Genomic DNA, 12450 nt, shown 5'->3' on the forward strand with positions numbered 1-12450 from the left:
GCCGCGACAGCGCGGACCTGCCGGTTTGTCACAAGACCGATACATGCCGTCGTTAACCGGACCGCGAGGGACCACCCCCTTCTTCCTTCCACAGCAGAGGTACCCATGCGAACTCTTCTTACAGCGCTCGCCGCCAGCACGATTCTCGCCGGTGCGGCGCAGGCCACGGCGGTCTATCCGCTCGACCGGGCGACGATCCTCGTGTCCTCGCCGTTCGACTTCAAGGTCGAGCTGGACGCGGTGCATCCCGAGGCCGACATTTCCGTGACCGTGAACGGCAAGCCCTATGCCGAAACCTTCGGCACCGCCGCCGAGTATGTCGCCGAAGAAAAGGGCGCCGATGACGCCGTGCTGGGATCGGCGCTGATCCTGCGCGATCTGGCCCTGGCCGAGCCGGGCAGCTACACCGTCGAGGTCAAGGCCGGCGACGAGACCAAGACCGTGACCTGGGAGGTCTACACCACCCCCGAGACGCCCAAGGCTAAGAACATCATCTTCTTCCTCGGCGACGGGCTGTCGGTCGCGCACCGGACCGCGGCGCGGATCATGTCGCAGGGCATGACCGAGGGCAAGGCGGACGGCCGTCTGGCGATGGACGATCTCGACCACATGGCCTTCATCGGCACCTCGTCGACCCATTCGATCGCGACCGACTCGGCCAACACGATGTCGGCCTACATGACCGGCCACAAGTCGCGGGTGAACGCGCTGGGCGTCTATGCCGACCGCACCGCGCCGACCCAGGACGACCCCAGGGTCGAGACCATCGCCGAGGCCCTGCGCCGCACCACCGGAAAATCCATCGGCGTCGTCACCACCTCGGAACTGGAAGACGCGACGCCTGCGGCCGTCGTCTCGCATACCCGCAAGCGCAGCGACAAGGCCGATATCGTGGGCATGTTCTACGACATCCAGCCCGAAGTGATGCTGGGCGGCGGCTCGGCCTATTTCCTCAAGTCCGACATCCCCGGATCGAAGCGGAAAGACGACAAGGACTATGTCGCGATGTTCCGCGAGGCGGGCTACACGCTGGCCACCAGCGCGGCCGAGCTTGACGCGGCGCGCGGCTCGAACAGCGGCAAGCTGCTGGGTCTTTTCCATACCGGCAACATGGACACCAAGCTTGACCGCAGCTTCCTGCATCAGGGCTCGGTCGGCAAGTTCCCCGACCAGCCGGGCCTGGTCGAGATGACCCGGACCGCGCTGGACGAGCTGTCGAAGAACGAGGACGGCTTCTTCCTGATGGTCGAGGGCGCCTCGATCGACAAGATGTCCCACCCGATGGACTGGGACCGCGCCGTCATCGACACCATCGAGTTCGACCAGGCCGTGGCCGCCGCGCGCGCCTTCGCCGAGACCCATCCCGACACGCTGATCGTCGTCACCGGCGACCACACCCATGGCGTTTCGGTGATCGGCACCATCGACGACGACAAGCCCGGCGACGAGATGCGCGAGAAGGTCGGCACCTATGACGACGCCGGCTTCCCGACCTACACCGATGCCGACGGCGACGGCTATCCCGACAAGATCGACGTGTCGCGGCGGCTGGCGATCTTCTCGAGCAACTTCCCCGACTATTACGAAACCTGGGCGCCGAAGATGGACGGCCCGTTCGAGCCGTCGGTGAAGAACGAGAAGGGCGAATACGTCGCCAACGAGGCCTACAAGGACCTCCCCGGCGCCGTGCTGCGGATCGGCAACCTGCCGAAATCGGCCGATACCGCGGTCCATGCGGTCGACGACGTGGTGCTGCAGGCGACCGGGCCGGGCGCCGAGGCGTTCAAGGGCTACATGGAACAGTCGGACGTCTACAAGGTTCTGGCCGACGCCTTCGCGCTGGGCACCGTCCAGAAATGACCTGACGCGGGGCCTGTCCGGGCGGAACACCGTCCGGGCAGGCCCCATTCCTTTCCCCTGCCCCGGAAGACCGCCATGACCGACCCCGCCGCCCCCGACCGGACCCGCAGGCTGTGCCTTGCCGCCCTGCCCGGTCTCATGTTTCTGACCGCCCCCCGCCCGGCCGCCGCCGAAACCCCGCTGATCGGCTTCGACGAGCTTTACAGCGCCTTCAGCCCGCTGGGCCTGACCTTTTCCGACAAGGTGATCGCGCTGACCGGCGAGAGGGTGCGCATCCGGGGCTTCATGGCGCCGCCGCTGAAAGCGGAATCGAATTTCTTCGTGCTGACCGCGATCCCCATGGCGCTGTGTCCGTTCTGTTCGACCGATACCGACTGGCCCGACAACATCGTCGTGGTCTATCTCGACCGCAGCCAGACCTTCGTGCAGCCCAACCAGACCATCGAGGTCATCGGGCGGCTTGACCGGGGGTCCTCGGTCGATCCCGAGACCGGTTTCGTCAGCCAGCTGCGCCTGCGCGACGCGCGCTATTCCAAGGTCTGAACCGCCATGCTGGGTCTTCATCTGTCGTCTGTCGAAGTCGCCTATCCCGGCCTCGCCGCCCCGGTGCTGCGCATCCCCGATCTGGACATTCCCGCCGGTGCCCGCGTCGCGGTGACCGGGCCCTCGGGCTCGGGAAAATCGACGCTTGTGAACATCGTCACCGGCCTCGCCCCGCCCGGCAGCGGCTGCGTGCTGTGGGACGGCACCGATATCGCGCGCCTGCCCGAAGGCGCCCGCGACCGCTGGCGCGGCGCCAATATCGGTCTGGTGATGCAGGATTTCCACCTTTTCCCGGGGCTCTCGGCGCTTGAGAACGTGCTGTTGCCCGCGCGGCTGTCGCGGGTCGCCGACACGGCGATGAAGGACCGCGCCCGGACGCTGCTGGCCGAGGTCGGTCTGGACCGACCCGGCCAGCCGGTCGAGACCATGTCGCGCGGCGAGATGCAGCGCGTGGCGGTGGCGCGGGCGCTTCTGCGCGCGCCGGGGGTGATCGTCGCCGACGAACCCACCGCCAGCCTCGACCCGGAGAACGGCGCGGCCATCGGCGCGCTGCTGATCGACCTCGCCCATCGCTCGGGCGCCACGCTGATCGTGGTCTCGCATGACAGCCGCCTGACCGCGCGGCTCGACCGGGTGCTGAGCCTCTCCGGCGGCGAGATCCTGTCCGACAGCGGCTGCGAAGGAGCCCGGCAATGATCCACTTCGTTCTGGCCGACCTGAAACGGTTTCGCCTCGGCTCGGCGGTCATCGTGCTGCTGATCGCGCTGGCGGTGGCACTGGGAACGACCGTCACCCTGCAGGAACGCGCCCTGCGTCTGGGCAGCGCGCGCGCCTCGGAAAAATTCGATCTGATCGTCGGCGCGCCGGGCAGCGCCACGCAACTGGTGCTGTCTTCGGTCTTCCTGCAGCCCGCGGCGCTGCCGCTGATGCCGGGCGACACGCTGGTCGCGCTGACCGAAGACCCGCGCGTGGCCTGGGCGGCCCCCATCGGCTTTGGCGATTTCGTGGCGGGTTTTCCGGTGATCGGCACCACCACCACGCTGATCGAGATGACGACGACCGGCTTTGCCGAAGGTCGCGCCTTCGCCGCCGAGGGCGAGGCGGTGATCGGCTCGGCGGTCGATCTGGCCCTGGGCGACACGCTGGTTCCGACCCATGGCAAGCAGGCCGAGGGCGGCCATGCCCATGCCGGTATCGCCTATCGCGTCACCGGGCGGCTCGACCCTACCGGCACCCCCTGGGACCGCGCCGTTCTGGTGCCGATCCAGGCGGTCTGGCATGTCCACGGGCTTGGGCACGAGGCGCATGACGGGCACGACCATGAGGCCGAGGGGCATGACGAAGAAGCGCATGACGCGGATGGGCATGACGAGGAGGACCACGCCCATGCCCATGCCGCCGGCGAAGACCACGCCGAAAGCCACGCCGAAAACCATGGCGACGATCACGGCGACGCCGATCACGACGATCACGACAGCCATGACGCCCCGGCCTTCGACCCCGATGCGCCGCTTGACGAAACCTGGGCGGCGGGCGAGGCTCCGGGCCTTCCGGCGATCCTGGTCAAGCCCCGCAGCATCGCCGATGCCTACCGCCTGCGGCAGGACTACCGCGCGACGGGCGACACGCTGGCGGTCTTTCCGGCTGAGGTCCTGACCGGGCTTTACGCAATGCTGGGCGATGCCAAGCGGGTGCTGGTCGCGGTCGCGGTCGGCGCGCAGACACTGGTCGCCGCGGCGCTGTTGCTGGTGACGGTGATCCAGGTCGGCCAGCGGCGGCGCCAGATCGGGGCGCTTCGGGCCTTCGGCACGCCGCGCGGGGCGGTCTTCGGCATCGTCTGGCTGGAACTGGCGCTTTTGTTCGGGACCGGCATCCTGCTGGGCCTAGGGCTGGGCTTTGCCGCGACCGAGGGTCTGTCGCGCGCCTTTGCGGCCGAGCGGGGCTTCCCGCTGCCGGTCGCCTTCGCCCCGGGCGACCTGCTGGGCTTCGGTCTTCTGGTGCTGGGGGCGGCGGGGCTGTCGGCGGTCCCGGCCTGGCTGGCCTATCGCCAACCCCCGGCGGCCGCCCTGCGCGACTGAGCGGTCGCGCGCATCGCGGCGCAGGGCGCCGGATCTGCCGGGGCGTCCTGCGCGGCGATCAATGGGAATCGCAGCCCTCGCATATCCGGCTCCGCGCGGTGCCCGGGTCCGCCTCGACCGGTTCGGCCCCGGCCTGGGGCTTTGCGGGGTCCGGGCGCGTCCGGGCGGTTTCGCCGACCCCGAGATCGGGCGGGGTCCCGACAAAGCGATCGGTGTCGTCCTCGGGCTCGTCCCGCAGCGCCACGACCGTCACGGCGGCGCCGCCGCCGACCATACCGCCCAGCCAGTAACACAGCAGAACGGTCGCCCATCCACTGTCCAGCAGCAAGGCGCCCGCCAAAGCCGAAAGCGCTCCCGCAGCAATCGAGGCGAGTGTGAAAAGCACAAGCATTGCCGTCTGCATCTCCTTCCCGCACCGATCGAGGCGAACACCGGAGCGGATGCGGTATCTCCGGAACGTAAGATAAAGGACTAACTCCCGCAAAAGGCGATTTGTTTCAATATATTCGCGCGCGATCTGCAAGCGGATTCTTGCCGTAGGATCGCCCGGCCGCGGCAAGGCTCCGCCGTCCGGCGCCCCGCCGGACGCCGTGAGGAAAGGGAACGTTGAGCGAACCTGTCAAACCCGTTTTAATGCGCCCCCGCCCACAAGCGGGGCGGGGACCAGCGGAGGACGGAGGCGTGGCGACACTCGACGGCGACCGGACCGGCAACGGCCTGACGGGCACCGACGGGCGCGATCTGATCGAGGGGCACGAGGGCAACACACCATCCCGGGCGGCGCGGGCGACGACACCATCGACGGCGGATCGCAAGGCGACACGATCTTCGGCGGCGACGGCAATGACGCACTGACGGGCGGGTCTGGCGACGATCAGTTGCTTGGCGGCGCGGGCGACGACCAGATCTGGCCGGACGGCCATTCGGGGACGCCAAATACGTGGCCTTCGGCGCTGGCGCGGCAGCGACCATATGCACGGCTTCGATCCCGAGCTCGATTTCGTCCCTATCGGCGATCTCAGCCCGGACGCCACCGTCATCACCCCGACCGAGGACCGCCGGATCTGGACGCTGAGGATCGCGGGCGGCGGCCCGGACGACCGCATGGCGCTGGACCGGTCCTTTTCCTGGAACGATGCCGTCACCGAAGACCAGATCCGGACCCGCCTGGTCGGGTCCGACAGCTACAGGCCGCCCCCGGTCCCAGCCTGCCCTGCTTTGCCGCGGGATCGCGGATCGCCACGCCGAAGGGGCCGCGCCGGATCGACCGGCTGAGGCCCGGCGATCTGGTCGAGACGCGCGCCAACGGCCCGCGCCCGGTCGGACGCCTCCTGCGCCGCCGCGTCGTCCCGCGCGATATGGCGGCCGCGCGAGATGGCGGCCAATGCCGCGCTATGCCCGGTGCGGATCGCGGTCGGCGCGCTGGGGCCGGAGCGGCCGGACCGGGCCATGTTGCTGTCGCGCCAGCACGGGGGTCCGATGCAGGCGCCCGACGGGCGCGAGGTGATTGTGCGCGCCCGCCATCTGGCCGAGAAACTGGGTCTGACCCGCCTGCAACCCGCCCGGCGCAGGACCCCGCTGCTGTATCTGCATCTGCATCTGCATCTGCATCTGAACCTCGGCACGCATGAGCTTGTCTGCGTCGACGGGATCTGGAGCGAGACGCTTTGTATCGGTCCGGAATTGCGGCGAAGCGCCGGGCCGCTCCGGCGCCTTTTCGGCACCGCCCCCCTGCCCGCGATGGCCCGCCGCGTGCGTCCTGTGCTGACCCGCGCCCGGCCCGCCTGAGGGCGCGGCAAGGCCCGACCGGGCCTCGGATGCCTCGGCATCGAAGGCAGGGCCCTGTCCCGGACCTTCTGCGCGATGCCCGCCGGGTCCAAGCCTTCGGCCGGACCTACACCACGCTTTTCGCCCGCCCCACCCCACCCCGCCCCGCGCCCGCGTCGTGGCCTGCCCGTGCCCCACGCAGGAAACGCCGGACAGCGCCCAAGCCGCGCCGGGACATCCGTTCCGGGCCGCAAACCGGCATCAAACCCCAGCTTCCCGGCAGAGCAGCGTGTTTGACAGTTTTGCCAGCAGCTTACTAAGCTCTGCCCGAGGGCCGGCGGGACGGCTGGCCCCGGGAACAGGGAGATTTCCAACATGTGCGATATCTGCGTGATGACGGCGGTCAAGGACCGCATGCTGTCGCGGCGCGGCTTCTTCGCCGGGGCGGCGGGGGCCGGTCTGGCGGCGGCCGCCGGGCTGACCGCCTCGGCGCCCCGGGCGCTGGCGCAGGGCCATGCGGCGGTGACCGACATGACCCATGAGCTTTCGGCCGACTTTCCCACCTTCTTCGGCGAACAGCAGTTCTTCTGGGACCAGAAGTTCAATTTCGCCGAGCACGGCTTCAACCTGGCCGAATACCGCGTGAACGAACATACCGGCACCCATATCGACGCGCCGCTGCATTTCTCGGTCGATGGCGCGGCGGTGAACGAGATCGCGGTCGAAAACCTGGTGGCGCCGCTCTGCGTGATCGACATCGCCGCCCGCGCCGCCGAGGATGCCGACACCACCCTCACCCCCGACGACATCCGCGCCTGGATCGCCGCCCATGGCGAGATCCCGCAAAATGCCTGCGTCGCGATGTTCTCGGGCTGGGGCGACAAGGCCAGCGGCCCGGGCTTTCGCAATGCCGATGCAGAGGGCGTGCAGCACTATCCGGGCTTCCACGCGGAGGCCGCCGAGATGCTGATCGAGGAAACCGCCGCGGCCTCGATCGGGTCCGACACGCTGTCGCTCGATCCGGGCAACTCGCCCGATTTCGCGACCCATTACGCCTGGCTGCCCTCGGGGCGGTTCGGCATCGAATGCCTCGCCAATCTCGACCGGATGCCCGCGGCGGGCGCGACGCTGGTGATCGGCGCGCCCAAGCACAAGGGTGGCACCGGCGGGCCCGCGCGGATCTTCGCGCTGGTCTGAGCTTGTTTTCCCGCCGCTCCCGCGCCCCTGGCCCGGAGCGGCCCCTTTCCCAACCCAAGGAGACCCGATGGCCACGGTGAAGATCTGGAGCGACGCGGAGGCAGAGGCCGACCCGCGCGTCAAGGCGGTGTTCGACGACATCCGCGCCACCCGCAAGACCGATTTCGTGAACAATGTCTGGCGGGCCCTGGCCAGCCAGCCCGCGGTGCTGGAAACGACCTGGGCGCAGGTCAAGGCGGTGATGGCGACCGAAAGCCCGCTCGACCCGCTGACCAAGGAGCTGATCTACATGGCGGTCTCGGTCGCCAATGGCTGTTCCTATTGCGCCCATTCCCATACCGCCTCGGCCCGCGCCAAGGGCATGACCGAGGCCCAGTACCAGGACTTCCTCGCCGTGATCGGGCTGGCCTCGCAGACCAATGCCCTGGTCACCGCGATGCAGGTGCCGGTCGATCCCGAATTCGAGGTCTGAGCCATGGACAAGGCCATCATCGCCCGCGCGCCGGGCGGCCCCGAAACGCTTGACTGGGTCGACTGGAGCCCGCCCGCCCCCGGCCCCGGCGAGGTGCTGGTCCGGCACGGCGCGGTCGGGCTGAATTTCATCGACACCTATTTCCGCTCGGGCCTCTATCCCTGGCCGGGCGAGATCCTGATCCCCGGCAGCGAGGCGGCGGGCCGGATCGAGGCGGTCGGCCCCGGGGTCGAGGGGCTCACGGTCGGCCAGCGCGTGGCCTATACCACGCGCACCGGCGCCTGCTGCACCGCGCGGGTGCTGCCCGCCGACCGGCTGGTGCCCCTGCCCGATGCCATCCCCGACGAGATCGCGGCCTCGATCATGCTGAAGGGGCTGACCGCGCAGTACCTGATGACCTCGAGCTTTCCGGTCCGCGAAGGCCAGACCGTGCTGGTCCATGCCGCGGCAGGGGGCGTCGGGCTTCTGCTGGGGCAATGGCTGGCGGCGAAGGGCGTGCGCGCCATCGGCACCGCGGGCGGGCCCGAAAAGACGGCGCTTGCCCGCGCCCATGGCTATGCCGAGGTGATCGACTACCGCGCGGGCGACTTCGTGGCGCCGGTGATGGCCGCGACCGACGGGCTTGGCGTCGACGCGGTCTATGACAGCGTCGGACAGGACACCTGGCGCGGCTCGCTCGCCTGCCTGAAACCGCGCGGCATGTTCGTGAGCTTCGGCCAGTCCTCGGGCCTGCCCGATGGCTTCCGCCTGTCGGATCTGGCCAAGGGCAGCCTGTCGGCGACGCGACCGGTGCTGTTCGATTTCATCGCCGATCCGGCCGAGCTTCGCACCCGCGCGGCCGAGCTGTTCGCGGCGGTCGCCGAGGGCACGCTGACGCCCCGGGTCGGGAAAACCTGGCCGCTGGCCGAGACCGCCGAGGCCCATCGCGCGCTTGAATCCCGCGCCACCACCGGGGCGACGGTGCTCTTGCCGTAGCTTGTGCGCCGGGCTCCGGGGATCAGCCCCGGAACCCGGTCGCGACCACGAATTTCTCGGAACTGTCCGACCGGCTCGCGGGCGGCTTGACATTGGCGACCTTGGCAAAGCGCTGCTTCAGCAGGGACTGCAACCCGCTCTCGGCCCCGCCCGCCAGCACCTTGGCGACGAAAGTGCCGCCTTCGTCCAGCACGTCGAAGGCCAGAGCCGCCGCCGCCTCGCAAAGCGCGATGATCCGCAAGTGGTCGGTCTGCTTGTGACCCGACGAGGCCGCCGCCATGTCGCTCATCACCACATCGGCGCGCCCGCCGAGCCAGCCCTTGACCAGCTCGTCGGCATCGTCGGCCAGAAAATCCAGCTGATGCAGATCGGCCCCGGCGATGGGCTCGACCTCCTGCAGATCGACCCCCAGCACGGTGCCGATGGCCTTGCCCGATTTCTCGCCCAGCGCATTCACGCGCTTGACCGCCACCTGGCACCAGCCGCCCGGCGCACAGCCCAGATCGACAACCCGGGCGCCCGGCACCAGGAACCGGTACTTGTCATCCAGCTCGAGGATCTTGAAGGCCGCGCGTCCGCGATAGCCCTCGGCCTTGGCGCGCTTGACATAGGGGTCGTTCAGCTGCCGTTCCAGCCAACGCGTCGACGAAAGCCGGCGCCCGCGCGCGGTCTTGACCTTGACCTTCAGGTCGCGCTGTCCGCGCCCGCTCGATCCCTTCTTCTCCGTCATCCCGGCCTTCGTTCTTCTTCTTGGCAAAAATACCCAGACGCGACATCTGCCCCAGCCGGGCCGCCGCGGCAAGGGCGCATCAGAAGGGGCCCTCCTCCAGCACCCCGTCCGCGCTCATCTGCGCGTAAAGCAACCCCTCGCGCAGCCCGCGATCGGCAACCGACATCCGGTCGGTCGGCCAGACCCGCATCAAGGCCTGCAGGATCGCCGCCCCCGACATGATCAGCGCATGCCGGTCGCGCCCGATCCTCGGATCGGCCCGCCGCCCCTCGGGGCCAAGCTCCAGATAGCGGCGGATCACCTCGTCGATCTGCCCCGACGTCATGCGAAGCCCGTCGACCTTGGTCCGGTCGTAGCGCCGAAGACCCAGATGGCTCGCCGCCACGGTCGTCACCGTGCCCGAGGTGCCGATGATCTGAAAGCCGGCCTTGGTCTGCTCGGCGGCATAGGGCGAGAAATTGGCGAGGTTCTCCTCGAAGAACCAGCTCATCAGCGCGAACCGCGCATGGTCGTCCTCGACGTCGTCGAACTGTTCCTTCAGCGTCGCGACCCCCAGCGGCACCGAGATCCAGTCGACGACGCGCGCCGCCGGAAACGGCCCGGTCTCGCTGTGAAAGCCCGCATGCAGCCGCATGATCGCCCGCGGCCGGTCGGCGCGCGGCACCATCGACAGGTCGATCCAGACCAGCTCGGTCGAGCCGCCGCCGATATCGACCACCAGCAGCTGCTCGGTCTTGGTCGAGACCAGCGGGGCGCAGGACACGACCGCCAGCCGCGCCTCTTCCTCGGGCTGGATGATTTCCAGCCGCAGCCCGGTCTCGCGCCGCACCAGCTTGATGAACTCGCGCGCGTTGACGGCGCGGCGGCAGGCCTCGGTCGCCACCAGCCGCATGCGTTCGACCTGGTGCTTTTCCAGCTTGCCCTTGCAGACCCGGAGCGCCTGGACCGTCCGCGCGATCGAGGCACGGCTGAGCCGACCCGACCCTTCCAGGCCGGTGCCCAGCTGGACAGACTTGGAAAAGCTGTCCACGACATGGAACTGACTGCCCTTCGGCTGGGCAATCAGCATACGACAACTGTTCGTTCCGAGATCCAGAGCCGCGTAAAGCGCTGCAGGATCGGGCGGAACTGGCGCGGGGGTCTCTACCGCCTTGGGAAACGCGCCCGCACCATTCGGACGCTTGGGCGCCATAGGATCGCCCTCCAATCGAGTTGGATGCAGGGTAACGGGCCGGGGGCGTTCGTGCAATGGCGCAGATCGCTCCCGGGCGCCGCCATCCGCCCCTCCCGTCCCGATCCGGGGGGACGACCCCCGCCTCCGCGACGATGGCCGCGCGAAGACGGGAACGGTCAGGACCGGCGGCGCGACACCGCCCCGAAACCGGCCATCGCGGCCAGCAGGAAGGCAGCACTCGGCATCAGGGGCACCGGCAGCGGATCGTCAGGCCGGACGCCCGTACCGCCCCCGATATCCTCGCCGCCCGTTCCGCCGTCTCCACTTTCGCCGGACCCGTCGGCTGCGGGGTCAGAACGATGCCGCCCGCCGGTGCCGCCGCTGACAGCGCCGGGGGCCGCCCAAGGCAGTGCCGCGTGACCGTCCGGGCCGCCGCCCCGCCGTCCCGAGCCCAGGGGATCGGGCCAGAACGCGGTGTCGGTCCCGGCATCGGCCCGGGCAAGGAGGGTGGGCCGCGGCGGGAAGTCCCGCGCCCCCGCATTCGCGGCCAGCACAGCGGGCATCATCAGCGCACAGGCAGGCGTCACCCCGGCCGCGGCATGGCGGCAAACGCTGACGCCAAGCGGAATGGCCACCTCGGCCGCAGCACGGCGGTCGGCCGGGCCGTAGCCCCGCCGGACGGGCGTGCGGTCGACAATCAGCAACGGATGCCCGGGCACCGCGCCCGCGACCATCATGCGCCCGCCGTCCGGCGCCAGGGTCGATGCCGGGGCCATGCCGCCCGCCAGCGCCAGAACCAGCCCCGCGACCGTTCCGATTGCCCCTGCCCGATCCGCTTTCATTGTTCTGTCCTTTTCCGCCGGCTGCCACTGCGCCGACCCTTTGCCAAGACCCCGGAGCGGCCGAATTTTCCGGCCTCGGCCCGCGACACCGAAATTATGGCGCAGCCCGGATCTCCTTTGGACCAGAAAAAGGCGCATTCTTTTGAGAATTTCAAGCAATTCCGAGATATTAACCATTTTTCCGGTTGACCCAAGGACAGTTCCAGCATCGTGCGCCGATTGTTTCCACATCAACCGGGACCAGTGCCGCGCCCAGAGGCGCCCGCGACAGTGGATGTCCGTTTCGGGCCTCCGCCGCCCGTTCCGTCGGGTCATCGGCCCGGGACCGCCCCGACCCTGCCACCCGAACGCGCCGAAACCGGGCGGGAGGGGGGGCACGAATGGGGCCGGACCGACGCGCGATCCGGGCCGAGGTCGCAACGCGCGTCCATCCTGTCGAAATCCGCCTCCGGCGCGGCCCGGGGCCGGATTAGAACCGACTCAGGCAAGAAAGGGAATCGGATGCCCGAGCTCGTCATCGTCTACTGGCGCGACATACCGGCGCAGGTGATCGTGGGCCGGGGCCGCCGGGCCGCCAAACGGGTGCTGCCCGAGCGGTTCGAGCAGGCGATCGACCGCTGTGCGATGCAGGTGGGCGCCAGGGACAGCGACGCCTACCTGGCCGAATGGCGCCGGTCCGAACCCGTCGCGTGTGACGGCGACCCCGACGCCCTGGCCGAAGCCGAGGCGGCGCGGATCGACACCGACTACGATGCGGGCCGCCTGAAGGATCTGATTGCCGCTGCCGGCTGGCAACGGGCATGAACAGGCTG

At 69.4% G+C, this 12450-nt stretch carries 14 protein-coding genes and 1 pseudogene; 11 read left to right on the top strand and 4 right to left on the bottom strand.

What is annotated here, in order from left to right; genetic code table 11:
* Positions 1-105 precede the first annotated feature (105 nt).
* The 4 genes from EV657_RS04075 to EV657_RS04090 all read left to right on the top strand — a co-directional run bounded on the left by EV657_RS04075 (position 106) and on the right by EV657_RS04090 (position 4481).
* Positions 106-1860 (top strand): alkaline phosphatase, encoded by a 1755-nt coding sequence (locus EV657_RS04075; RefSeq protein WP_134077213.1) that lies wholly within the window; start codon positions 106-108, stop codon positions 1858-1860.
* A gap of 75 nt (positions 1861-1935) precedes the next feature.
* Positions 1936-2403 (top strand): hypothetical protein, encoded by a 468-nt coding sequence (locus tag EV657_RS04080; RefSeq protein ID WP_134077214.1) that lies wholly within the window; start codon positions 1936-1938, stop codon positions 2401-2403.
* 6 nt (positions 2404-2409) lie between these two features.
* Positions 2410-3099, top strand: a complete 690-nt coding sequence (locus EV657_RS04085) for an ABC transporter ATP-binding protein (RefSeq protein WP_134077215.1) — start codon at positions 2410-2412, stop codon at positions 3097-3099.
* Entirely contained in the window at positions 3096-4481 is a 1386-nt protein-coding gene (locus EV657_RS04090; RefSeq protein ID WP_134077216.1) for an FtsX-like permease family protein, read from the top strand. The genes EV657_RS04085 and EV657_RS04090 overlap by 4 nt, the downstream gene beginning before the upstream one ends.
* A 58-nt stretch (positions 4482-4539) precedes the next feature.
* On the opposite strand, the gene EV657_RS04095 is transcribed toward EV657_RS04090, so the two are convergent.
* Positions 4540-4872, bottom strand: coding sequence for a hypothetical protein (locus tag EV657_RS04095; protein ID WP_075785920.1), 333 nt, complete (start codon positions 4870-4872; stop codon positions 4540-4542).
* 290 nt (positions 4873-5162) lie between these two features.
* Between EV657_RS04095 and EV657_RS22640 the strand changes: the two genes are divergently transcribed.
* From EV657_RS22640 to EV657_RS04115, 6 genes and pseudogenes are all read left to right on the top strand, one after another.
* A complete protein-coding gene (locus EV657_RS22640) occupies positions 5163-5336 on the top strand; it encodes a hypothetical protein (RefSeq protein WP_243837483.1) in 174 nt (57 codons plus the stop codon).
* Positions 5333-5767: pseudogene (locus EV657_RS22480) on the top strand (hypothetical protein); the annotation flags it as partial. The gene EV657_RS22640 and the pseudogene EV657_RS22480, both read left to right, overlap by 4 nt.
* Before the next feature lie 88 nt (positions 5768-5855).
* On the top strand, positions 5856-6269 hold the full coding sequence (locus EV657_RS22485) for a Hint domain-containing protein (RefSeq protein WP_166673636.1): 414 nt from the start codon (positions 5856-5858) through the stop codon (positions 6267-6269).
* Positions 6270-6623: 354 nt separating this feature from the next.
* Entirely contained in the window at positions 6624-7445 is an 822-nt protein-coding gene (locus EV657_RS04105) for a cyclase family protein (protein WP_134077217.1), read from the top strand.
* A 67-nt stretch (positions 7446-7512) separates the two neighbouring features.
* Positions 7513-7917: a carboxymuconolactone decarboxylase family protein gene (locus tag EV657_RS04110; RefSeq protein ID WP_113668744.1), complete on the top strand. Its 405-nt coding sequence runs from the start codon at positions 7513-7515 to the stop codon at positions 7915-7917.
* Between the two features lie 3 nt (positions 7918-7920).
* Complete coding sequence (locus EV657_RS04115; protein ID WP_134077218.1) at positions 7921-8892, top strand: quinone oxidoreductase family protein; 972 nt, start codon at positions 7921-7923, stop codon at positions 8890-8892.
* Between the two features lie 22 nt (positions 8893-8914).
* On the opposite strand, the gene EV657_RS04120 is transcribed toward EV657_RS04115, so the two are convergent.
* The 3 genes from EV657_RS04120 to EV657_RS04130 all read right to left on the bottom strand — a co-directional run bounded on the left by EV657_RS04120 (position 8915) and on the right by EV657_RS04130 (position 11638).
* A complete protein-coding gene (locus tag EV657_RS04120) occupies positions 8915-9622 on the bottom strand; it encodes an RlmE family RNA methyltransferase (RefSeq protein ID WP_134077219.1) in 708 nt (235 codons plus the stop codon).
* Positions 9623-9701: 79 nt separating this feature from the next.
* Positions 9702-10814 (bottom strand): Ppx/GppA phosphatase family protein, encoded by a 1113-nt coding sequence (locus EV657_RS04125; RefSeq protein WP_113668741.1) that lies wholly within the window; start codon positions 10812-10814, stop codon positions 9702-9704.
* Between the two features lie 158 nt (positions 10815-10972).
* Positions 10973-11638 (bottom strand): hypothetical protein, encoded by a 666-nt coding sequence (locus EV657_RS04130; protein ID WP_113668740.1) that lies wholly within the window; start codon positions 11636-11638, stop codon positions 10973-10975.
* A gap of 501 nt (positions 11639-12139) precedes the next feature.
* On the opposite strand from EV657_RS04130, the gene EV657_RS04135 reads away from it, so the two are divergent.
* Entirely contained in the window at positions 12140-12442 is a 303-nt protein-coding gene (locus tag EV657_RS04135) for a virulence factor (protein ID WP_113668739.1), read from the top strand.
* The last annotated feature ends 8 nt before the right edge of the window (positions 12443-12450 follow it).

The organism is Rhodovulum visakhapatnamense (assembly GCF_004365965.1).
GTDB lineage: Bacteria > Pseudomonadota > Alphaproteobacteria > Rhodobacterales > Rhodobacteraceae > Rhodovulum > Rhodovulum visakhapatnamense.

Coding starts and splice junctions, on each gene's coding strand:
- EV657_RS04075 (WP_134077213.1), top strand. CDS start 106: ATGCGAACTCTTCTTACAGCGCTCGCCGCCAGCACGATTCTCGCCGGT.
- EV657_RS04080 (WP_134077214.1), top strand. CDS start 1,936: ATGACCGACCCCGCCGCCCCCGACCGGACCCGCAGGCTGTGCCTTGCC.
- EV657_RS04085 (WP_134077215.1), top strand. CDS start 2,410: ATGCTGGGTCTTCATCTGTCGTCTGTCGAAGTCGCCTATCCCGGCCTC.
- EV657_RS04090 (WP_134077216.1), top strand. CDS start 3,096: ATGATCCACTTCGTTCTGGCCGACCTGAAACGGTTTCGCCTCGGCTCG.
- EV657_RS04095 (WP_075785920.1), bottom strand. CDS start 4,872: ATGCTTGTGCTTTTCACACTCGCCTCGATTGCTGCGGGAGCGCTTTCG.
- EV657_RS22485 (WP_166673636.1), top strand. CDS start 5,856: ATGGCGGCCAATGCCGCGCTATGCCCGGTGCGGATCGCGGTCGGCGCG.
- EV657_RS04105 (WP_134077217.1), top strand. CDS start 6,624: ATGTGCGATATCTGCGTGATGACGGCGGTCAAGGACCGCATGCTGTCG.
- EV657_RS04110 (WP_113668744.1), top strand. CDS start 7,513: ATGGCCACGGTGAAGATCTGGAGCGACGCGGAGGCAGAGGCCGACCCG.
- EV657_RS04115 (WP_134077218.1), top strand. CDS start 7,921: ATGGACAAGGCCATCATCGCCCGCGCGCCGGGCGGCCCCGAAACGCTT.
- EV657_RS04120 (WP_134077219.1), bottom strand. CDS start 9,622: ATGACGGAGAAGAAGGGATCGAGCGGGCGCGGACAGCGCGACCTGAAG.
- EV657_RS04125 (WP_113668741.1), bottom strand. CDS start 10,814: ATGGCGCCCAAGCGTCCGAATGGTGCGGGCGCGTTTCCCAAGGCGGTA.
- EV657_RS04130 (WP_113668740.1), bottom strand. CDS start 11,638: ATGAAAGCGGATCGGGCAGGGGCAATCGGAACGGTCGCGGGGCTGGTT.
- EV657_RS04135 (WP_113668739.1), top strand. CDS start 12,140: ATGCCCGAGCTCGTCATCGTCTACTGGCGCGACATACCGGCGCAGGTG.